Genomic DNA, 22,763 nt, shown 5'->3' with positions numbered 1-22,763 from the left:
TCTGATAATTACCAAATTTTTAATCCTTTTTTCTCAAAAAAAGATCTTTAAAACACTGAAAATCATGCACTGATACCTCAATTCAGTGGCTTCTTTTATACTTGTAGCCATATGTAAAATCCCTCAAAACTGGCTATGTTATTACTATCTCCCCGGTCCTTTGTTACTCCCGCTCCTGGTTTCGGCGCCTTTATATTTGCCAGCCGGCGCAATGGCCTGCTCCTGGCAGCAGCTGTTATTGTTGCGGTGATCAAGATGGTGGTATTCAAACATTTCTTCCCGTATATAGATTTTACGTCGGATACCGGGTCTTATATGGAAACGGCCCTGCAGAACAGGAATTACAACCTCTGGCCCATAGGATATTCCAAATTCCTGTGGTTGTTTCACCAGTTTTTCCGTTCGGAAACAATGCTTACCGTGGTGCAGTTTGTATTGCTGGAAGCCAGCGCCTTTTTCTTTTATTTCAGTGTATGTTACATTTTTAATCCGCAGAGCTATTTCAGGTATGGCTTTTATGCTTTTCTGCTTATTAACCCATTGTTCCCGTTTCTGAGCAATTATTTTATTTCAGATGCGCTGTTCCTTTCGCTTGGACTTACCTGGATTACCCTGTTGCTCTGGATATTGCACAAGCCAACTACGCTGTTGCTGGTATTTCACGGGCTGTTGCTGGGATATGCGTTTACGGTGCGGTATAATGCCATGTTTTACCCGCTGGTGGCGCTGATACCGATTTTATTATCTGCTTACCGGCCGTGGCAGAAAGTGGTGGCTATTTTATTGCCGGTGGTGCTGATTGTTTCGTTTGTGCTGTTTACCCGTCAGAAAACTGCGGAGCATTCCGGGGTAAAAATATTTTCTGCTTTCAGTGGCTGGCAGATCATGAATAATGCCATGTATATGATGCAGTATGTGCCGCTGGATTCTGTGGGAGTGCCACAGCAGTTTGCCAAAACGCATAAGGCAGTATATTACTACATGACGGCGCTGAAGAAGCTGCCGAGAAGAATTGTTGTGTCAGACGGATCGTATTTTATGTGGGACATGAACGGGCCGCAGAAGGGGTTGTTGAGAGACTATGGGCTGGAGCATAAGGACAAAGACGTATATGCCGGCTGGTGCGGCGTAGCGCCTTTATACAGCGACTATGGAAATTATATGATCCGGAAATATCCCTGGGATTTTACCCGCTATTATTTGCTGGGCAATGCAAAGCTTTATTTGTTACCGGAGCTGGAAGTATTAGGCGGGTATAACCGGCCTATCATTAACCTGGTGAATAAAGAAGTAGCTACTTTTTTTAAAGATGGGGATAAGCCAAAGCCGGAAGGCAAATACAACAATTGGCAAAGTACGCTGATGTCGTTGTTCCCTTCATTGATAGTGATTTGTCATTTGTTATTTATAGAAGAAACGATCCGCTATTTTATTAAAAAAGGGATCCGGAAAACCAGCCGTAAATTTAATATCGCGCTGCTGTTGTGCTGGACTTTCATCGGGCTGAATTTTGCGTTCAGCGTTTTTGCAGCGCCTATTGTATTGCGGTACCAGGTATTATTAATTGTATTGCTGCTGGGATATACCCTGCTGCTCACAGAAGTAACCGATGCGCCACCAGCGTCTCAGGAAGAAGCCGAAGCTGAGGAAGAGCGCGTGATGCTGGGCATTTAGCAAGGTGTAGTAACCCCGGAAAATATGAATTATATATTTGTATCTTTATCCGGGTTGTTACAAACTGCGAATGAAAAGACTGATCATTATTTTACTCATCTTGTTTGGGGGGGAATATATTTTTGCCCAAAGTTCGCCCTGCTGGCTGCGTTATCCTTCTATTTCTCCTGATGGAAAAACAATAGCATTTACTTATAAAAGCGACTTATACACCGTAGCTGCTACTGGTGGCGTTGCTATACAGTTGACGAATAGCAGTGCGGAAGAGTGGATGCCTGTATGGAGCCACAATGGCCGCAGTATTGCCTTTGCTTCGGACCGCTATGGTAATGCGGATATCTTCCTGGTACCTGCCGGCGGGGGAAATGAAAAGCAGCTTACCTTTCATTCGGCAGATGAGTATCCATATGATTTTAGTGAAGATGATCAGCAGGTGATTTTTGGTGGCGTGAGAATGGATGTGGTGGATAACCGGCAGTTTCCTTCAGATGCGCAACCCGAACTATATCGTGTATCCGTAAATGGTGGACGGGTAACGCAGCTACTAGCTGTTCCCGCGGAAGATGCAAAGCTCAATGATCAATATATTATTTATCACGATAAGAAGAACCGCGAGAACCCGTGGCGAAAACACCAGGTATCTGCTGCAGCAAGGGATATATGGCTGTATGATACGCAGAAAGATACCTACCAACAATTGACAAACTTTCGCGGGGAAGACAGATCACCGGTGTTTACCAATAAAGGAAAGGCCATCTGTTATCTGAGTGAAGAGAGCGGGAGTTTTAATGTACACCGTTTGTGGCTGGAACGTTCCGGAACATCGGAACAACTCACAACATTTAAACATTACCCCGTCCGGTTTCTGAGCGCAGCCGGCAATGGCACGCTGTGCTTTGGTTTCAACGGAGATATTTATTTGCAGGCGCCGGGCGCCGCGCCCCAAAAAGTAAACATACGTGTTACCAGCCGGACCATAGAAAACACAACCGTAGTGCCGGTGGCGGATCATATTAAATACAGTGTGGTTTCACCTTCCGGTAAGGAGTGCGCATTTATTTTCCGGGGAGATGTATTTTCCGCCGATATGAAACAGGGCACTATCAGGCAGTTGACGCATACTCCCGGAGAAGAGGCGGACCTGAGCTTTTCACCGGATGGCACAAAATTGTTGTATGCCAGTGAAAGCAGCCGTGGCTGGCAGCTCTGCGAAATGGATCTGTTGCATGCGAAGGAAAATGTGTTGCTGGCCAACAGCCAGGAAAATTATCAGCCCTTGTATTCTCCCGATGGAAAAGAAGTAGCTTATATTGAAAACAGGGTGACCTTAAAAATATATAACATCGCTTCGGGAAAGAGCCGTCGCATTGCGTCGTTATTCAGCCGTAAGGATCACGATCAGTATTTTCGCTGGAGTCCCGACACCCAGTATCTCCTGCTTCAATACAACCAGCCGGGCGCCGGCAACCAGGAAGTAGGCCTCGTAGCAGCCGATGGTAGTGGTAGTGTACAAAATATTACGCAAAGCGGCTTTGCCGATGAGGCGCCGCAATGGGCAATGGACGGAAACATGATGATCTGGAAAAGCGACCGGAACGGACTGCGGGGTTTTTCCACCAGCAGCAGCCGGCAACAGGACGTATATGCGTTACCGTTTTCCGGCGGCAGTTTTAAAGATGCGGAACGGATTACAAAACTAACCCCATCGGCCGCTATGCTGGCGGATGTATTACTGAGTAAAAACGGTCATAAATTATACTATCTCGTAAAAGCCGGTGCGGCTTTTCAATTGTGGATAACGGATATACCCACCAAAACATCCACGATGCCTTTGTCTGTTAAGGCGGAAGATTGCTCCCTGCAATGGGATACTGCACAACAACAACTTTTCCTGCTGGCAGACGCCCGTATCCTGCAATTGGATACCACCGGGAAAACGCAGCATAGCATTACCATTAACGGTACTATGAAAATAGATCTGCCCGCAGAAAGGAAGGCGATGTTTTCACATATCTGGCGACGAACAAAGGAAGCATTTTATACCGCCGGTTATCACGGCGCCGACTGGGAAGCGTATGGCCGGAATTATGAAAAGTTTCTGCCGCATATTGCCAATAACTTTGAACTGGCAGAGATGCTGAGCGAAATGCTGGGTGAGCTGAATGTAAGTCACAGCGGGGCAACAGGCAGCAATATTGCGGAAGAAAAAGAAGAAACCGCTTCCCTGGGTATTTGTTACGATGTATCTTACAGGGGAGCTGGTGTGAAAATAAGTGAGATACTTCCCAATGGTCCGCTGGATCAGGAGGCATTTGGCGGGAAGCCAGGCATGTTCATTACAGCCATAGATGGAGAGGAGATTACGGCAGATAAAGATCTTTCCCAATATCTTAATCACCGGGCAGGTAAAAATACCCGGCTGCGTATTAGTGATGGCGGTCAGCAGCGGGATATAGTGGTAACGCCGGTTACGCCGGAAGCAGAAAGCGATCTGCTGTATAAAAGATGGGTGAAACGTAACAGGGACGAAGTAACACGCCTCAGCAACGGACAGCTGGGATATATACATTTATACCGGATGAATGATGCTGCCTATCGCAACGCCTACAGCGAAATAATGGGCCGATATGCCGGCTGCAAAGGCATTGTGGTGGATACCCGTTTTAACCGGGGAGGCGACCTGGCCTCAGACCTGGGTATGATGCTGAGTGGCACGGAGGTGAGGAAAAATACGACAGACTCCCAGGTAGAGAGCATGGAACCCGGCTTCCGCTGGACAAAGCCGTCGGTGGTGATTGCCAGCGAAGCTAACTACAGTGATGGCAGTTGTTTTGTGTTCGACTATCAGTATCTCCATATGGGCAGGCTGGTAGGTATGCCGGTGCCGGGAAGCTGTACCTTCATGACCGGGGAAACATTATCTGATGGTAACCTCCACTGGAGCGTGCCTTCACTGGGTGTAAAAAGCAGGGAAGGGTATTACCTGGAAAATCATCAGACGGAGCCGGATATACGTGTGAATAACACGCGGGAAGAGATAATTAAAGGAAGAGATCAGCAACTGGAAGCAGCCATCAGGGAATTGATGAAGGAAACTGCGATATCAACATTATAACGACCTGCATTTTTATGTCTTATGAAGAAGACAATAATATTCACTGGGAGCGCCTGAGAAACGGCGATAAACAGGCGTTGTTTGCACTGTATAATAATACCTATTCACATCTGCTGAGGTTTGGATTGAAAATTTGCGGCAGCGATGAACTGGTAAAGGACTGTATCACACAATTGTTTTTACAGCTGTGGACCGGGCATCAAACGCTGCGCCCGGTAACCAATGTACCGGCCTATTTATTTACCGCCCTGAAACGCCAGCTGCTGGATCAGCTGGCGTACCAGTCGAAGATCCATGCCGCCATTCACCGGATGACGGATAAAGAAGCGGAGCGCGAATTATCTTATGAAGAAATTATTATCCAGGTACAACAGGATGAAGAATTAAAACAGCGGCTGCAACAGGCGCTGAAAGCGCTAACCCCGCGACAGATAGAGCTGATACGGCTTAAATTTTTTGAAGGATTGTCGTATGAACAGATCGCCGCACAAACTTCGCAAACCGTGAAAACGGCTTACAATACCATTTATGATGCCATCAAAGCATTAAGGAAAATGCTGAAATAGCAGCACTTTCCCATCTCCCGAAAAAAAATTTATAAAACCCTTAGGAAAAACGGCGGGTTTCGCCGTCTGTATAGTTAAAGGCATACCTACATGAATTTCCAGGACTTCGAAGCTGCCGACTTTGCATGTGATGAATCTTTCCAGCGCTATTGCCTGGAAGAGAACGACACAGATATATTATTTTGGGAGAGCTGGCTGACCCGCCATCCCGAAAAGAAGGCCGCTGTACAGGAAGCCCGGTATATGATTGAGGTCCTGTCGGCCCGGCAGGGTAACCGCCTGGAGCAACTGAAACACCTGAAAGATGGTATTTCACAATATGAGCTTCTCCATTCGGCCCTGGACGGGCAGCCCATCACTCCTCCCGGCAGAAAAATCAATCCGTTATTTAAATATGCCGCTGCATTGGGAGGCATCCTGTTGCTGGCCGGAGCCATTTACCTGTTCAACCGTACCAATACCGTTGCCGATATCACTTCTCCCAAAACAAGCATGGTGATTATCAATGCCGGCAAGGATCTCCGTAAAACGGTAGTGCTGCCGGATGGTTCCTCCATTATTTTGCGGCAAAACAGTACCGTAGAACTGGCCGCAGGATTTAATGAAGCCAACAGGCAGCTAACCCTTTCAGGAGAGGCTTTTTTTGATGTAACACAACATGCACAGTATCCATTTATTGTACATACTACCGCTTTTGATATTAAGGTACTGGGTACCGTTTTTAATGTAAGCGCCTATGCCGGCAGCCATCAATCGGAAACCGCCTTGTTTAAAGGAAAGGTGGAAGTTACACTGGCCGGCAAACCGGAAGAGAAGATCATATTGCAACCCAATCAGAAACTAACAACGAATGCAGCCGGGCTTTCAGCGCCGGCCAATCCTTTTAAAGTAGTGCCGCTGGACGCTGATCCGGTAAATCACAAAGCCAGGGAAATAGCCTGGGTAAGAAACCGGCTGGAAATTGAAAACGAGCCACTGGAAGTGATAGCAGGCAAGCTGGAAAAATGGTATGGTATCCGGGTCACCTTTGCAGATGAAGAAGTAAAGCATTACCGGTATTCCGGCACCTTTGAAAGTGAAACGATCCTGAAAGCACTGGATGCCCTGCAGTTATCTTATCCATTCAGCTTTAAAATGGTAAACGGAGAAATTATTATCAGTAAATAAATAATTATACATCAACCAAATATAAGAAAGGGGGAAGTGGTGGAACACTTCCCCCCGGAATTAGGCTAGAAAATGTCCTGAATGATCATTTACTAAACCAACATCAAAGGTATGTTAAAACTTGTATTCCTGGAATGGAAGGGGAAACCTGTTCCCACCGGCAAATTGCTGCTTACTATGAAATTAACGGTTCTTCTTTTTTTAACCTGCCTTCAGGTGCAGGCTATTTGTTTCGCGCAGGAGACGATCACCCTGCAGGTAAAAGAAACAAGTATCAAACAATTGCTGAAAATATTGGAGCATCAAACGGCCTACCGCTTTGTGTTTCATGATAAAACACTGCCTGAAAACAAAAGGGTGACGGTAGCAGCAAAAGAAGCCACACTGGATGCAGTGCTTTCACAGGCATTTGCAGGTACCAACCTGGCATATTCCCTGAAAGAAGACGGGCTGGTAGTAGTATACGCCGGTACAGAAAGTAAATCTGCCGTAGATATTACTATCAGGGGAACCGTCCGGGGATTAGATAACCTGCCTTTACCCGGCGTTACCGTACGAGCCTCCGGCACCACCGCCGGTACACTTACCAATGAAGATGGCGCCTATACGCTCATTGCTCCGGATAATGCTGCCACGCTCCAGTTTTCACTGGTAGGCTATGTTAGTCAGCAGGTAACTATTGGCAACAGGCGTGAAATCAATGTGATACTAACAGAAGATATCAAAACGCTGAATGCTGTAACGGTTACCGGGTATACGAATTATGCCAGGGATAAATCTACCGCCGCCGCCGGCGTAGTGGGGGCCGATAAAATTACACAGGTGCCTATGGCCACCTTCGACCAGATCCTGCAGGGGCGGGTTCCGGGAATGGTGGTATCTGCGGGTTCCGGTCAGCCTGGTACCGCCGCCACCATTACCGTACGCGGTGTAGGTACCATCAATGGCAGCTCCTCCGTTTTATATGTAATGGATGGTATCCCCATTGAAGCAGGTCAGTTTCAGGGCATCAACCCATCAGACATTGCTTCTGTTACCGTATTGAAAGATGCTTCGGCCAAAGCATTATACGGGTCGCGCGGTTCCAATGGCGTAATTGTGATCACCACCAAAAAAGGACAGGCCGGAAGATTAGCAGTGTCCTATAAATCGCAATATGGTTTTTCCAATATGACCACCCCCAAATTCCAGATGATGAATGCTGCACAACACCTGCAGTTTGAAGAAGAGATCGGCCTGGAAACCGGCGCTAACCTGGGACCCGGCTGGGAGTTCTCCAATAAAAATCCTGACTACGCCAATAAAACACCACAGGAAAAGCAGGAAGCGGACCGTATCATCGACAGTTTAAGAAATATAAATACGGACTGGAGAAAGATTTTCCTGCAAACAGGTAAATTCCAGGAACAACAGCTGAGCGTGAGCGGTGGTAATGAAAACGTACGGTTTTACAGTTCCGTGAATTATTATGATCAGCAGGGGATCGCCAAACGTTCTGAACTGAAACGTTACAGCTTTAAAAATAACCTGGATTTTAACGCCGGTAAATTAACCGCCAACATTAACGTGGGACTTGCCTATTCTGAATCTTCCTTTATAGAAAGAGAAGCTTCCAGCAGCGGCAGCAACCCGCTGGCAGCTGTATACTACGCCCTGCCTTATGAATACCCTTATGCACCGGATGGTACCCTCGTCACCAATTATAATGATGATGTGTACCCGGTATATGATCTGCGGGAAGGCAGTAACGCACTGGAAGCATTATTAAATACCAGCAGCAAAGACAACCAGCTGAAAAGCATTATCGGTACTTCACTGAATTATATCCTGGCAAAAGGACTGGTAGCGAAAACCAGGCTGGGTATAGACTTCAGGGAAACTACCACCGAGCGTTATGTAAATCCGGATTCCTATTCCGGTTATAAAGTAGATAACGGCGGAAGAGGCAGTTTTGGAGAAGGCGTTACCAGGAATGTTACACTGGTGAGCACTTCCGGGTTAACGTATTCAAAAGTTGCCGGTAAACATGATTTTGAAGTATCCGGTTATTTTGAGTTTACCAGGAATAATTACCGCGCATTTGACTATACCGGTTATGACCTGGACGACAGGTTGCCCGCCACTCCTGCGGCCATTACACCCGGCTCGCCCTACAATGCTTTGCTGGGAGGAGGCCGTACCAAAAGTGCGCTGGCTTCCTGGATTGGCGTAGGCCGGTATACTTTCAATGAAAAATATACACTGAATGCCAGTTACCGGTATGACGGCGCTTCTACCGTACCACCGGACAACCGCTGGCATGGCTTCTATTCCCTGGGTGTTGGATGGGAAGTGAAGAGAGAAAATTTCCTGAAAGATGTAAGCTTTGTAGATAACCTGCGCTTCCGTGCGAGCTATGGTACTTCTGCCAATCCATTTTCCAATCTCGGCCCCTTTGCTTACTTCCGTACTTACGGAACCGACCAGTATGGCGGTAATCCGGCTATTGTGCCTAACCAGCCGGGTAATCCTAACTACGATTGGGAATATGCCAAAGAATTTAACGTTGGCTTTGACCTGGGTATAATGAATAACCGTATCCGCCTGGTAACAGATGTATATAATAAAGTAACCAATAACCTCTTCATAGAACAACCTTTATCTATCACTTCCGGGTTTTCCACCATGTTCCTCAACTCCGGCGCTATGCGCAACAGGGGCATAGAAATGGATCTCCAGGGAGATATTGTGAAGAGAAGAGATTTCACCTGGTCGGTAGGTGTGAACTTTGCGTATAATAAAAATGTGATCACTGATCTGGGGGCTTCCGGTGAATTTACGCAGGGTACCACGCAGATTGTAAGGGTAGGCTTGCCTTACGGATCTCATTATGCGCCTAAATGGGCCGGTGTGGACCCGCAAACAGGCGATCCGTTGTACTATGACAGATCGGGTAATAAAACGAGCGATTACAATGAAACGGCTTTGAGCGTAGCGGAGTTCGGCACTTATATTCCTCCTTTCACCGGTGGGTTTAATACGGCGGTTACCTGGAAAGGATTTTATCTGAATGCGCTGTTTACGTTTGCGGATAAAACCATGCGCTATCTCAACGAAGATTATTACAACGAGAATCCCAGTTTTGCCAGCAGTAATCAGTCGGTGCGCATGTTGTATGACCGATGGAAGAAACCGGGCGATAATGCCATCCTGCCTAAGTTTGATGCCAGCAGGGGATTTTCCTCCAAAGATATCCAGGATGCATCTTACCTGCGTTTAAGGAATGTAAATATCGGCTATAATTTTCCGAAAGAAATGATGACCCACCTGAAGTTTGTGCAAGGCATCCAGATTTTTGCACAGGCGCAGAACCTGTACACCTGGACCAAATGGAAAAGTTTTGATCCGGAAAATAACTATGGTGAGGGCAGGTTTGATTACCCCAGCGCACGAACCTACACTTTTGGCCTGAACGTTAATTTTTAAATCATTGAGCTCATGACGATCCGTTATATCAAATATACTTTTACACTCCTGTTGTCGTTGTGTATACTTGCCTGTAATAAGCAACTGGACCTTTCTCCTACCGACAGTATCATAGATCCGGGAAGAACCTTCCGGACGGTGAATGATCTGAACGGCGGTTTACTTGGCGCTTATGCCGGTCTTACCTACAACACCATCTACAGCGTATCATTGATTACCGATGAATGTACCCTGCCAAGTGAAAATGGTACTGGTGGCGGCGTTGCCACTTACCGTTGGCGGGTAGATCCCAGCAACACCACCATTACCGCATCTTTCGGGGAATATTATATTGCCATTGACCGCGCTAACCGGGTATTGGGAGCTATGAGTAATGTTACTGCCAAAGGTGATGAGATAGGTTTGAAAGATCAGTACCGCGGAGAGGCGCTGGCAATACGCGCTTATTGTCATTTCCAGTTATTGCAGAGTTATGCAGAAGCATATGAGCCGGCGGCTATGGGAGTGCCTTATATGGATACTTCCGTTAATAGTTTTCCTGCACGGAATACTTTTGGAGAAGTAGTAGCCGCCATCGAAAAAGATTTGCTGCTGGCTAAAACACTGATCCCTGCTGAAGCAGACGATAACACCAGGATCACGCTTCCGGCCATTTCTGCTATCCAGGCTAGAGTGGCTTTATACGCAAAAAAATGGAGTGATGCGGTAACGTATGCTACAGAAGCCATTGATGCGCTGCCGCTGGCTGATGCCAGCGATTTTCCCGGCATCTGGAAAGATACTAAGGAGACTGAAGTTATCTGGAAGCTGAAACAGGTAGCAGGCAGTAATGATGAACTGATCGGCAGCGCTTATTTCGACAGGGACGTAGTGTTATATGCGCCTTCTTTTGAACTGATTAACCTGTTTGATAAAAATAACGACGTGCGTTATCCTGCTTACATACAGTTTGACGATACCCGTGGGGCGGGCAACTCCGAGTACCTGGTGAATAAATATTTTGGTTCTTCCGGTAGTCTTGGTCTGGCAGATATTAAACTTTTCAGAACAGGAGAAATGTACCTGATCCGCGCTGAAGCGCTGGCAGAAAGTAACCGGGTGGGAGACGGCGCTGCTGACCTGAACAGCCTGCGTGCCGCACGCATCAATGGTTACACGCCGCAGTCCTTCAGCAATAAAGATGCGTTGATCACCGCTTTGTATACTGAACGTTTCAAGGAGCTGGCCTTTGAAGGGCATCGTCTCTTCGATCTGAGAAGAAGGGGTCTTTCTGTAACCCGCGACCCGGAAGATGCCATCAACGCACTAGGCGCTGTGTTGCTGAAACCCGGCCAGAAAGGATATGTATTCCCTATTCCTGATGCGGAAACCAAAGCCAATAAAAACATGAAACAAAATCCGGTCTATTGATGAAAAGGATAACGATTGTACTAACGGTAACGGCTATGTGTTTAAATGCCTGTTACATGCATGTTCCAAAACAGCCAACTGTTGCCGGTCGACCGGCCTCTATCGGAATCATTGGCGATACGGCAGATGTAATTACGCCGGTAAAAGGCGGTGTAGCATTGATTGGTGGCGGCGGCAATGTAGACGGCGCTTTTCAGTGGATGATTGAACGCAGTGGCGGCGGTGATGTAGTTGTGCTTACAGCCTCCGGCAACGGTGGTTATAATAGTGACATAGACTCCCTCGGAAAAGTGAATTCCGTAGAAACGTTGAATATCACCAGCCGGGAGGTGGCTAATAATGATACGGTAGCCAATATTATCCGCAATGCGGAGATGTTGTTTATTGCCGGTGGGGATCAGTCGCGCTACATGAACCAATGGAGAGGCACTAAAGTGAATGATGCGATTAATTATTTACTGCAGGAGAAGAAAGTGCCGGTAGGTGGTACCAGCGCGGGTTGTGCTATCCTGAGCGGATTTTATTACAGTGGCGAAGGCGGCAGTGCAGTGTCTGATTCGGTGCTGGCTAATCCGTATGATTCGCTGGTAAAAGTGTATAACAACGATTTCCTGCATGCGCCTTATCTTCGTGACGTAATCAGCGATCAGCATTACCTGAAGCGTGGCCGCGAAGGCAGGCATGTTACCTTTATGAGCCGCATTATTAAGGACCAGGGCATCTTCCCGCGGGGTATTGCACCCGATGAAAAAACAGCGGTGTGTATTGACGAAGCAGGGATAGCAAAAGTTTTTGGCGTGAGTAAGGCCTATTTTATCCTGACTGACAGTCTTAAAAAACCGGAACTTTGCGACCCGGGACAGCCGCTGCAATGGAGCCATAACGGGCAGGCATTGAAAGTATATGAGATTCCTGCGAGCGCCTCCGGCAATGGGAGTTTCCGGGTAGTTGATTTTGATGCGGCAACAGCCAGCGGCGGCGCCTGGTACTGGTGGTGGGTGGAAAATGGCCAGCTGAAGAAGAAGGCAATCTGATTATTCTCTTAATAAAATTTGATATGAAAGGCAGGTTTGGCATTTTATTTTTTCTGACGGTACTTTTTGCTTTGCCTGTAATGGCGCAGCAAAAGGCATCATCTTATGTACTGGTGATTCATGGCGGTGCAGGTACCATTCTCAAAAAGAATATGACCCCCGGGAAAGAAGCGGCTTACAAAGCATCTTTACAAAAAGCATTGGAAACGGGTTACAAGATCCTGCAATCCGGCGGAAGCAGTTTAGATGCAGTGGAAGCCACCGTAAGAGTACTGGAAGATGATTCCCTTTTTAATGCAGGCAAAGGTGCTGTGTTTACTCATGAAGGGCGCAACGAACTGGATGCCGCTATTATGAATGGTAAAACCAGGGCAGCAGGCGCCGTAGCCGGCGTAACCACGGTGCGTAACCCGGTGAGCGCTGCAAGAGCTGTGATGGAAAAGTCGGAGCATGTGATGATGGTAGGTCCTGGTGCGGAAAAGTTTGCAAAGGAAGCAGGATTGGAAATAGTGGATCCTTCTTATTTCAGAACGGAATCGCGCTGGAAGGACCTGCAAAGGGCTATCCGGGAAGATTCTATTGCAGCGGCTAAATCCAACGCCTATACGACCCCGGAAAAACTGGGTATCAAAAACATGGATTATAAATTTGGTACGGTGGGCGCCGTGGCGCTGGATCACCAGGGCAACCTGGCGGCGGCTACTTCTACCGGTGGTATGACCAACAAAAAATATGGCCGTATCGGCGATTCTCCCATTATTGGCGCAGGCACTTATGCGAACAATGAAACAGCCGCGATCTCCTGTACCGGCTGGGGTGAGTTTTATATCCGTAATGTGGTGGCTTACGATTTATCTGCTCTCATGGCGTATAAAGGACTTTCTGTACAGCAGGCGGGGAATACGGTGATCAAAAAAGTAGGGGATATGGGTGGCGACGGCGGTTTGATTGCGCTGGACAAAAAAGGGAACATGACCATGTCTTTCAATACGGAAGGCATGTACCGGGGCGCTGTTACCAAAGACGGAAAAATTGAAATTGCGATCTATAAGTAAGTATTAAAATAACGAACGGATGCGGGGCGTAGTACCCGTATCCGTTCGTGTTTTCATTCCAACGGTCTTTTTGGTGAATCATCTTCTTCCAGGCTGTTTTCAGCTACATCCTCATCCGTAATATCTTCTTCCTCCAGGAGCTCATCTATTTCCACGTCATCATCTTCTTCCTCCAATAGTTCATCAGAAGTGTCGTCTCCCCGTCGTGATTGCTCATCCTGGTTGCCTTTTGGGGGTACCGGTTGTTGTTTTTGATTAATAATATCATCCGGTTGCAGATCGTCGTCGAGGAGTGGTCCGGGTGTTTTAGGTTGTGTGGTCATAAAGCATGTTTTTCAGAAAATAACCCAAACATCGCACCACTAAAAACGGCTTGATTTACAAGGGGCTAATAAGGGAAGCTGCGTAAATAAATACACAGTTGTGGGATAATTATTCAATCACCACTTTACTTTTTCTGAAAATGGCGCTCCACTTGCTTACAAAATCGGCCGGCAAAGTTTCTGTTTTTTTGGCGATAAAAACGGCGTGAAAGGATTTGGGGCCCTGTATCACATAATACAGCTGTGATTCCGGGTTTCCGGCGCCGGGTGTTTCTACTTTAAACAGCGCCCAACGCCGTTGGGGGATATTTTCTTTTCCGAGCACTGTGATCTTTGCCTGGGATGCTTTATTTACTGCGGCGTCTGAAAAGCTTTTTACGGCAAGGTCAATGTTATTGACCCGTGCATTTTCCATTGTCATATCGTTGATGAGCAGGGTCCATTGCTGCGGGGTTTCATCGGCGGGCAGGAACTGGCGCGTGGCCAGGTTATCCATTTCTGTATCGGTGATTATGGTCCATTTAATACCGGCCGGCAATGCTATTTTAAGGCGTTCTTTCCTCGCTGCTTTCCCTGTTTTGAAGGAATGGCCTATTTCGTGGAATAAAGGCTTAAAACCGGCAGAAAACGGTAAAAGGGTAGTGGCTGTCAGCAGGTAGGTTTTATTGTCTGCGTAGGCAATAAAAATGCTGGCAAATATCGTGTCGGTTCTGTTTGGCTCCAGGTGTATTTCGTCCAGCCAGATCATCCGTTTCCCGGCGCTCACAATGCTGCCGGAATCCAGCAGTTTGAAATAGGGATTGCGGCCGATATAATACAGGAGCTTTTTTGTGATGGCATCCACATTGGAGCGGGGCTCATCTACCACATTGACGGCAAAGGTTTCCGGCGCCGGAAGGGCGCTATCGGCAGAACTCCGCTGTGCCATAAATTTCAGGGAAGGGATCTGTTTGTTTTTTATTACCTGCCATCCGTTGGGAATTCCTACGGAGAAATGATTCGCCGTATCACGGTAGTTCACCAGGTTCTGGCCTTTTATAACAAAAGAAAGTAACACGAGGCCACACAGCAAAACATATTTCATCCGGAGTAATTTGTGTACAAATAAAGGATATTTAGTGTAGCCTGCAAAAGAGAAAGCCTCCGACGGGAGGCTTTCTCTTTTGCAGGCTAACGTTCAACGGACGATTATTTAAGGCAAGTACTATACGCGGTTATCCCGTGGCGTCCGGTCGCCATAAAATCTTTCCTGGTTAAACTGGTCGTGGTTGTAGAAGTCGCTATCGGCTCTATACGAATCCGGTGAAGCAAATACATTCCGGATATCCTGTTCTGTTTCGGGCGTAACGATTACTCCTTTTTCGTAGAAAGGCAAAATACTGATCTGTACAGGCGTTACTTCCGGTAGTAATACCGTATCCTCTTTTTCATTCAGGATGGCCACGCCAACAGGAAACAATACTTTGCGGTCGGTGAGCCCCATCTCGTTACCTTTCAGGTTGATGATGAGATAGCGTACCCTGCGTGAGGCGGGGTTAAACAGCAGATCATCTACTTTTCCGAATTTATGGCCCTTCAGATCTTCTACTTCCCAGTGCCTGATATCGGGCTGCCCGTCTACGATTTCGAATTTGCTATCGCTTAATTCTTCGAGGCGGTTAGTTGCAGTTATAGTCATGGTAATAATTTTTTAAGATGATGAACGGGTGAGGACTGTTACGGTTGCGTACCGGCAGTATCTGCTGCAGGTGCAACATGGCTGGTATCGGTGTTAGTAATGATGTTCCGTTGATTACTATTACTGCTGCGCATCAGTAGAAACAGGATAGCAGCGATGATAACAAGCCCTAAGATCAGCCATACCCACGATGGATTTCTTTTCCTGGGTTGAACTTCCAAGTGTGCCATAGTTATATGATTGAAAAAGGTTCATATACTATCCGGCAATCATTATACCAATGCACACAAAAAAACAGTAAATCATTATTTTCCTGATGTATGGCTGATTGGGGAGGATTTACCGGGTAATTCCGGGGAGTTCAGCCATTTTTTTTAGGGTCTTTTTCCTACGTATTGCGGAAATTATCATCCGGTGCAGATACTCAATGCTACCAGCAACATACTGAGGTAGTGTTCTTCTTTCAGTTCCCGGCGTAGTACCTGTAGCGCTTTGCTCATGTGTTTTTCCACTGTTTTTACAGAGATGCCCATTTCCTGTGCGATCGTTTTATAGCTCATATTGCCATAGTAATTGAGCATAAATACCTCTTTGCATTTTTGTGGCAGCGTATTAATGCTGCGGGCGATCCGGTTTTTCAGTTCGTGCTGTTCCAGTTGCACGGGCTGTACCATTTCCTGCTGATGCGCCTGCCTGATCAGTACCTGGTGATGGTTTTCTTTGAGCAGTTTATTACGCAGCTGATTGGACACCTTATATTTAACGGCATTGTTTAGATAACCGCTGATGTTAACATCCCCGGGCAGTTCATCTCTCCTGAGATATAAACTGGTAAAAATATCCTGTATAATATCTTTTACCTGTTCCCGGTCTTTCAGAATACGGAACGCCTGGTTGCTGAGTGAAATAACAGTGGCCCGGTACAACTGCTCAAAGGCTTTGGTATCGCCACTCCTGGCTTGTTGCCATAAGTTATCACATGTATGTTGACCGGCGGAGCAGATAAGCGTTCAGTTTTGCCAGCAAAGATATCTACTGGGGAAAAGTTTCCATGTTAACTTATGGTAAACAACTTCTTCCAATGTTAACTAAATATGAATTCGTTCTTTTTTGGAAAAAAGGAGTGGGGGTAAATGTCTGTTCAGGTGATAAGTATTACAAACACCCATACTGATGACGCCATCGCGCCTGCAATATTTACTGGACCGATACCTGAACGGAACTGCTACAGAAGCGGAGCAGGCAGAATACGATCATTGGTATGAGCAACAGCAAGTGCCGGAGATAAATGCCTTTACTTCTGCAGAAAGAAATGAGATGTATGCCGTAATAGCCACCCGCATCAGGGAAAAGCGCCGGATGGTGTACCTGCGCCGTGCCGCCGCTGTTGCCGCTGCCGTAATAATAGCGGCCGGTGCATTGTGGATGTTCAATACCACGCTGCCGCCTGCACGAAAAGTAGCAGCCAAACAGGAAGTAATACAACCCGATACGACCACCATCGCCAATACTTCCGGTAAACAGCAGATCCTTCATTTGCCTGACGGCTCACAGGTAATATTATATAAGGACGCGGAGATCCGCTTTGCGGCCCCGTTTGGTACAAAAAACAGGGTAGTGTTGCTGCGGGGTAAAGGGTATTTCAATGTAGCAGCCAATGCGCCCAAACCTTTTACGGTATGGAGCGAGGGCGTGTCCACCACCGCGTTGGGGACCAGCTTTACTATCTCCAGTAAACAAAAGGAAGTAAAAGTAATTCTCCATACAGGTAAAGTAATGGTGAAGACCAATGCCGAGGTGCGCTATCTCACTCTGGGTCAATCGCTGGTTTGTAATGCTGCCACAGGAATTGCACGCTTGCAACCGACACCCGGAAAAGCCGCTGCTGCACCGCCGGTTGCCTTTGGTTCTTTACGTGGATTTACCGCCACATTCGACCAGGCGCCGTTGTCCAATGTATTCGATACTATTTCCAGGGGATATCACGTGAACATTCAGCTGAAAGCTGCTGCCTTTAACGATATCGCCTTCTCCGGGATAATCCGGGATACCGATTCACTGTCACAGGTACTGCATCGTATTGCGATGCTGCACGATTTGAAAATTATATCAACAAATACAGGTTACCGTATAGAAAAGAATCACTAACTAAACATTTGCGCATTATGACACATCGCTACCTGCTAGTGAAGGGCGGAGCTTTGCCCCTGAACCACTCCAACAGGTTCCTGCATGGCTGTAAATTTATCAGCCTGCTGCTCCTGATGGCTTTTATCAACCTGCTGCCGGCACAGGCACAAAAGAAAACATGGATCAAAGGCTTAATTGAAGACGAAAAAGGACAGCCTGTACCAGGCGCCTCTGTACAACTAAAAAGTGGCCCCGATAGCCTGAAAAGCTTTGCCATCACAGATGCAAAGGGCGTATTTACTTTTGATAACTCACATCTGCAAGGTCCGTTTGTATTTACGATCGCTTATGTGGGATATGTTACGCAGGTGATTACGAAAAACAATCTCGACCCGCAGAAAGAGCAATCTATTTACGTGGTCATGAAAGAATCTTCGGCTGCACTCAGCGAAATAGTAGTGGTGGGTTATGGTACCCAAAAGAAGATCAATCTCACCGGGGCGGTAGACCAGGTAGGGAAAGAAGTATTTGAAAACAGGCCCATGACCAGCGCCACCAAAGGGTTACAGGGAGTATTACCGAATCTTAATATCCGTATCACGGATGGTAAGCCCATCCGCGGCGCCACCTATAATGTAAGAGGTACTACCTCCATCGGAGCAGGCGGTAGCGCACTGGTGCTGGTAGATGGCGTTCCCGGCGATCCCAATTTATTAAACCCTAACGATATTGAAAGTGTAACCGTATTGAAGGATGCAGCTTCTGCTGCTATTTACGGCGCACGCGGTAGTTTTGGCGTAGTACTCATCACCACAAAAAATCCTGCTAAAAATAATACGCAGCTTACTTATTCCAGTAATTACTCGCTGAACGACCGCACCGTTAAACCACAGTTTGTTACTAACGGTTACGAATGGGCCAAAAATTTTGATGAAGCCTATTACGCATGGAACGATTATAAGTCGCACCCCGCCAAAGCCAACAGCGTATTCCCTTTTTCACTGGATTACCTCGACGAGCTGAAACGCAGGAACGACGACCCTTCCCTGCCAAAAACAGATATCGATCCTGCTACGGGCAATTATGTTTACTACGGTAACACCGACTGGTTTAAAGAACTGTATGCAGACCGGAACCCGGGTACAGAACAAACGTTGTCGGCCTCCGGTGGTAATGCAAAATCGGAATATTATCTCTCCGGCAGGTATATGTCGCAGAACGGTATCTTCCGGTATAACCCCGATAAATTCAAGATGTACAATGTGCGGGCAAAAGGAGCGGTAAGGCCGTTCGACTGGCTGAAGCTGGAAAATAATTTCGATTTCTCCCAACGTACTTATTTCTTCCCTATCCTCAACCACCCCAGCAATACGCCGGTATGGAGAAGAATTTCCGATGAAGCATTTCCTATTGCCATGCTGAAAAACCCGGATGGTTCCCTTACTGAAAACGCCGCTATTGTATTCGGTAGTTTCTTAACAGGGAATAACTATTCCGATCAGACGCAGCTGATGCTGAGAAATACATCACGCTTTACCACGTCTTTCCTGCATGATAAACTGCATGTGAACGGCGACTTCACCTATGCTTATACTTCCAGTGTGGAAACTCGTTTGTATACCCCGGTGCCTTACAGTAAAACGCCCGGTCAGACACTGACCCGCGGTGAAAGCAAGATGAATGAAGAAAACGACCGGACTACCTATACCGGTATGAACCTCTATGCGGATTATGAACAACGCGTAGCGAAAAATACCTTTAAGTTGCTGGTAGGATATAACTACGAAAACACCCTGTTTAAATCGCGGTATTATCAGCACGACGGATTGATTAATCCAAATATGCCCGATTTTTCCCTGATGAATGGCTTGAACTATGTGCTTACGGGTGGCGGTTATGAATGGTGTACACTCGGTGGCTTCTTCCGCCTTAACTACAACTATGATGAGCGTTACCTGCTGGAAGTAAATGGTCGTTACGATGGTTCTTCCAAGTTCCCCGAATCACAGCAGTTTGGCTTCTTTCCTTCTGCTTCTGCCGGGTGGCGCGTATCGAAGGAAAAGTTCTGGAATGTATCACCGAAAGCAGTAAGCGATTTGAAGCTGAGGGCTTCGTATGGCGCATTGGGTAATGGTAACGTAAGCCCTTACCAGTTCCTGCAAACCATGTCGGTGAGCAAACTGCAGATGGCTATCAACGGTGTGATACCGGATTATACGCAGCAGCCCAATGTGATACCTAATGGTCTTACCTGGGAAAAATCCACTACGCTGAATGGTGGTATAGACGTATCGTTGCTGAACAGCCGGTTAAAAGTTTCCTTTGACAAATACACCCGCAATACCACTAACATGTTTACCGTGGGCTTGCCGGTTCCTGCTGTGTTTGGCGCCAGCGTGCCGAAAGGAAACTATGCCGATCTGCAAACAAAGGGTTGGGAATTATCGGTGAACTGGTCTGATCAGTTTAAAGCCGGCAGTAAACCTTTCAGTTATTCGTTTGGTGTAGTGTTGTCTGATTATAAATCGTACATCACCCGGTTCAACAATCCCAATAAGCTGATCAACACTTACTATGAAGGGATGCGCGTAGGTGATATGTGGGGTTTTGTAAATGATGGTTATTTCCAGAGCCAGGATGAAATTAACAAGTATGATGTTGACCAGTCTTTTATCCGCGTGTCTAATGCAAATAAGTTGTTGCCCGGGGATATCCGTTTTAAAGATCTTGATGGAAACAAGAAAATAGACCAGGGCGAGGGCACGGTATACAAGCCGGGCGATCAGCAGGTGATTGGCAATACCGAACCCCGCTATGCTTTTGGGATCACCGGTAGCGCCAACTGGAATAATTTCTTTGTGAACTTTTTCTTCCAGGGGATTGGTAAGCGCGACTGGTGGCCGGGTACAGATGCTTCTCTTTTCTGGGGGCAATACAACCGTCCTTATAGCTGGATGCCGCAGGAGATCATGGATAACCGCTGGTCGGAAACCAATCCGGATGCTTACTTCCCGCGCTTCCGGGGATACACTGCGCTCAACTCCAAGGCAGAGCTGACCGTGCAGCAATCAAAGTATGTGCAGAACGTGGCTTACATCCGTTTAAAGAACCTGACAGTGGGTTACAACCTGCCGCAGGAATGGATTTCAAGGATTAAGATGAAGAATGCAAGGGTGTTCTTCACGGGTCAGAACCTGTGGACATGGTCGCCGCTGTACCGCATTATGAAAACGCTGGATCCGGAAGTGATTGAAGGTTCTGATCCGGAGTTGAATAACAATGCTGCGGGTATTGGTGCCGGTAACGGTATGTCGTACCCGATGCTGAAAACATATACCGTTGGTTTAAGTGTAACTTTTTAACGACTAATGTTTATGAAGATGAAAAATAGTATTTACCTGTTATTGATCCTGGCGATGGTGTCTTGTAAGAAAGATCTTGACCTGAAGCCGTTTGATAAACTGAATCCTGACAATGCGTTTAATACAGAGCAGGATCTGCAGCTGTATGCTACTTCTTTCTATAAAATATTACCTGATGGAAATGCGATTATCAGGGGAGATGTGATGAGTGATTATATGGCGGGAAAAGATGTGAATACGTTTATCCAGCGCGACGCATACGCTGCTACGCAGAGTAGTGGCTGGAGTTGGGGCGACCTGCGTAATATCAATTATTTCCTGGAGCATTACAGCCAGGCGAAAATTCCTGATGAAGCCAAAAACCACTATGCCGGTATTGCCCGTTTTTTTCGTGCTATGTTTTATTTTGAAAAAGTGAAGCGTTTCGGTGACGTGCCCTGGTATAGTAAAACGATGACCATCGACGATCCGGAGTTGTATAAAGGCCGCGATTCCCGTACCGTGGTAATGGACAGTGTACTGGCTGATCTTGATTTCGCCTGCGCCAATATCCGCAATAAAAAAGACAACACCTGTTCACAAATCACCCGTTGGGTGGCGCTGGCGTATAAGTCGCGCGTATGTTTATTTGAAGGCACCTACCGTAAGCATCGTCCGGGAACGCAGACGCCAGGCTACGACAACTGGCTGAATGCCGCGGTGAGTGCTGCCGACGAGGTGATAAAGAGCGGACTGTATACCCTGAACACCGGCAGCGATGCCACTATGAGCTACCGCAACCTGTTTATCAATGAAACACCGAATGTGAATGAAGTGATCCTGGCATATGTGTGCAATAAAAGCTTGCGGGTATTCAATGATGCCAACTGGTTTTTTACCAGCGCTACTTACGGTAACAGGATCAGTCTTGTTAAAACATTTACCGATACTTACCTGAACATCGATGGCAGCCGGTTTACAGATAAGCCCGGTTATGATAACCTGCCTTTCAATGAAGAAGTAAAGGACAGGGATCTGCGTTTGCAGCAAACTATCCGCATGGGAAAATACAGCCGCGACGGACAGATTGCACCGCCTGATTTTACGTATACTTATACTGGTTACCAGCCGCTGAAGTTTACGATGGATTCAAAAGCTACCGATGGTGTGGCAGAGAATAACAACTCCGTTCCCATTATCCGCTATGCAGAGGTATTGCTGAATAAAGCAGAAGCGAAGGCTGAGTTGAAGAGTTTCACCGCGGAAGACTGGAATAGCACCATCAAATTACTGAGAACCCGCGCAGGTTTGAAGAGTACCGAAATGCCGGCAACAGCCGATCCTTACCTCGTCGATTATTTCAAGGATAAAACAGCACGTCCGAATGTTAACGCAAGCGTAACAGACGCCGTATTGCTGGAAGTACGCCGTGAAAGAGGGATTGAACTGATCCTGGAGGGGTTCCGGTTTTATGACCTGGTGCGCTGGGGACTTGGTCCTTTACTTTTGAAGCCTTATATTGGTTTGTATGTACCTGCTATGGATGCCCTGATGGATTTGAATGAAGATGGAAAGCCCGATGTATCCTTTGTAAAGAAAACGCCGGCCACTAAAGTGCCGGGTGTGTACTATTTCCTGATTGATGACGACCAGACCAAATTATCTGCCGGTAACAGCGGAAACCTGATCTGGCTGAGCAATATTGAGCGTCAGTGGGCAGATTATAAGTACGTATACCCGATACCGTATAATGAGCTGGTATTGAACCCTAAACTGGTGCAGAATCCTGAATGGAAATAAAGTAA

At 46.9% G+C, this 22,763-nt stretch carries 16 protein-coding genes; 11 read left to right on the top strand and 5 right to left on the bottom strand.

What is annotated here, in order from left to right:
- The first annotated feature begins 135 nt into the window (after positions 1–135).
- The 8 genes from ACMXI2_RS22805 to ACMXI2_RS22770 all read left to right on the top strand — a co-directional run bounded on the left by ACMXI2_RS22805 (position 136) and on the right by ACMXI2_RS22770 (position 13,486).
- Complete coding sequence (locus ACMXI2_RS22805; RefSeq protein WP_483778358.1) at positions 136–1,674, top strand: hypothetical protein; 1,539 nt, start codon at positions 136–138, stop codon at positions 1,672–1,674.
- A gap of 70 nt (positions 1,675–1,744) precedes the next feature.
- Complete coding sequence (locus tag ACMXI2_RS22800; RefSeq protein WP_483778357.1) at positions 1,745–4,789, top strand: S41 family peptidase; 3,045 nt, start codon at positions 1,745–1,747, stop codon at positions 4,787–4,789.
- Positions 4,790–4,803: 14 nt separating this feature from the next.
- Positions 4,804–5,355, top strand: a complete 552-nt coding sequence (locus tag ACMXI2_RS22795; RefSeq protein WP_483778356.1) for an RNA polymerase sigma factor — start codon at positions 4,804–4,806, stop codon at positions 5,353–5,355.
- 90 nt (positions 5,356–5,445) lie between these two features.
- Complete coding sequence (locus tag ACMXI2_RS22790; protein WP_483778355.1) at positions 5,446–6,522, top strand: FecR family protein; 1,077 nt, start codon at positions 5,446–5,448, stop codon at positions 6,520–6,522.
- 111 nt (positions 6,523–6,633) lie between these two features.
- A complete protein-coding gene (locus ACMXI2_RS22785; protein WP_483778354.1) occupies positions 6,634–9,987 on the top strand; it encodes a TonB-dependent receptor in 3,354 nt (1,117 codons plus the stop codon).
- 12 nt (positions 9,988–9,999) lie between these two features.
- Complete coding sequence (locus ACMXI2_RS22780) at positions 10,000–11,397, top strand: RagB/SusD family nutrient uptake outer membrane protein (RefSeq protein ID WP_483778353.1); 1,398 nt, start codon at positions 10,000–10,002, stop codon at positions 11,395–11,397.
- Positions 11,397–12,431, top strand: coding sequence for a cyanophycinase (locus ACMXI2_RS22775; RefSeq protein ID WP_483778352.1), 1,035 nt, complete (start codon positions 11,397–11,399; stop codon positions 12,429–12,431). Before ACMXI2_RS22780 ends, ACMXI2_RS22775 begins: the two co-directional genes overlap by 1 nt.
- Positions 12,432–12,454: 23 nt before the next feature.
- The gene (locus ACMXI2_RS22770; RefSeq protein ID WP_483778351.1) at positions 12,455–13,486 is read left to right on the top strand and encodes an isoaspartyl peptidase/L-asparaginase family protein; all 1,032 of its coding nucleotides are present in this window, start codon (positions 12,455–12,457) and stop codon (positions 13,484–13,486) included.
- Positions 13,487–13,539: 53 nt separating this feature from the next.
- On the opposite strand, the gene ACMXI2_RS22765 is transcribed toward ACMXI2_RS22770, so the two are convergent.
- The 5 genes from ACMXI2_RS22765 to ACMXI2_RS22745 form a co-directional block, all read right to left on the bottom strand.
- The gene (locus ACMXI2_RS22765; protein WP_483778350.1) at positions 13,540–13,809 is read right to left on the bottom strand and encodes a hypothetical protein; all 270 of its coding nucleotides are present in this window, start codon (positions 13,807–13,809) and stop codon (positions 13,540–13,542) included.
- A 109-nt stretch (positions 13,810–13,918) separates the two neighbouring features.
- Positions 13,919–14,893 (bottom strand): hypothetical protein, encoded by a 975-nt coding sequence (locus ACMXI2_RS22760; protein WP_483778349.1) that lies wholly within the window; start codon positions 14,891–14,893, stop codon positions 13,919–13,921.
- Between the two features lie 120 nt (positions 14,894–15,013).
- The gene (locus ACMXI2_RS22755; protein ID WP_483778348.1) at positions 15,014–15,487 is read right to left on the bottom strand and encodes a PRC-barrel domain-containing protein; all 474 of its coding nucleotides are present in this window, start codon (positions 15,485–15,487) and stop codon (positions 15,014–15,016) included.
- A gap of 38 nt (positions 15,488–15,525) precedes the next feature.
- Positions 15,526–15,717 carry a hypothetical protein gene (locus tag ACMXI2_RS22750; protein WP_483778347.1) on the bottom strand — a complete coding sequence of 64 codons (192 nt, stop codon included), beginning with the start codon at positions 15,715–15,717 and terminating at the stop codon, positions 15,526–15,528.
- A 177-nt stretch (positions 15,718–15,894) separates the two neighbouring features.
- Positions 15,895–16,491, bottom strand: a complete 597-nt coding sequence (locus tag ACMXI2_RS22745) for an RNA polymerase sigma-70 factor (protein WP_483782407.1) — start codon at positions 16,489–16,491, stop codon at positions 15,895–15,897.
- A 169-nt stretch (positions 16,492–16,660) separates the two neighbouring features.
- Here ACMXI2_RS22745 and ACMXI2_RS22740 point away from each other — a divergent pair, with 169 nt between their 5' ends.
- Genes ACMXI2_RS22740 through ACMXI2_RS22730 form a run of 3 tightly spaced genes read left to right on the top strand, consistent with a single transcriptional unit; the run spans position 16,661 to position 22,758 of the window.
- Positions 16,661–17,635 (top strand): FecR family protein, encoded by a 975-nt coding sequence (locus tag ACMXI2_RS22740; RefSeq protein ID WP_483778346.1) that lies wholly within the window; start codon positions 16,661–16,663, stop codon positions 17,633–17,635.
- Positions 17,636–17,652: 17 nt separating this feature from the next.
- Positions 17,653–20,979 carry a SusC/RagA family TonB-linked outer membrane protein gene (locus tag ACMXI2_RS22735; protein ID WP_483778345.1) on the top strand — a complete coding sequence of 1,109 codons (3,327 nt, stop codon included), beginning with the start codon at positions 17,653–17,655 and terminating at the stop codon, positions 20,977–20,979.
- A gap of 12 nt (positions 20,980–20,991) precedes the next feature.
- Positions 20,992–22,758, top strand: coding sequence for a RagB/SusD family nutrient uptake outer membrane protein (locus ACMXI2_RS22730; RefSeq protein WP_483778344.1), 1,767 nt, complete (start codon positions 20,992–20,994; stop codon positions 22,756–22,758).
- Positions 22,759–22,763 lie beyond the last annotated feature (5 nt).

The sequence above is a fragment of the Chitinophaga sp. G7 BAM 1005 genome (assembly GCF_057126945.1).
The sequence above is the reverse complement of the archived record's forward strand: the minus strand, read 5'-3'. Positions and strand labels throughout refer to the sequence as shown.